Below are 407 nucleotides of genomic sequence, written 5' to 3'. Positions count from 1 at the left end.
CTGCTGGCGGAATCGGCTGTCGCGGTGAAGGATGTCGACCGCGCCGATCTCGCGCGCCGCATCCAGGAAGCCAAAGAAGACGCTGCCGACGCCAAGGACGACGAGGCTCGCAGCAAGGCGGAGCAGTTCCTTAGCCAGCTCACCACGCTGGAAGGCGCTATTCTTCCGGCTTGAAATTAGGTTTCGATGAAAGAGTAAAAAGCGGGGCCTTGCCTCGCTTTTTTGTTTGTTGGACAGTCGCGCTGCCTTGGGATGGGGGTGGGCCGGTGACGGAAGAAACAGCGCAACGAGAAACAGCCTCACGCTCCTGGTGGTCGACGGCCCTGGTGTCGGCCTTTGGCGGTCCATTCGGCGGATTTCTGTGGATCGGCAGCGGCAAGCTGGCGGTTGCCAGCCTGGTGGTGATC

Annotated in this window: 1 pseudogene; it reads left to right on the top strand. The window is 61.4% G+C overall.

The features are described 5' to 3' along the window. Nucleotides 1-174, top strand: a pseudogene (locus EN749_RS37300) (F0F1 ATP synthase subunit epsilon); the annotation flags it as partial. Nucleotides 175-407 lie beyond the last annotated feature (233 nt).

The organism is Mesorhizobium sp. M7A.F.Ca.ET.027.02.1.1, from assembly GCF_004022985.1.
Taxonomy (GTDB): domain Bacteria; phylum Pseudomonadota; class Alphaproteobacteria; order Rhizobiales; family Rhizobiaceae; genus Mesorhizobium.
This window is presented reverse-complemented; position numbering and strand designations above follow the sequence as displayed.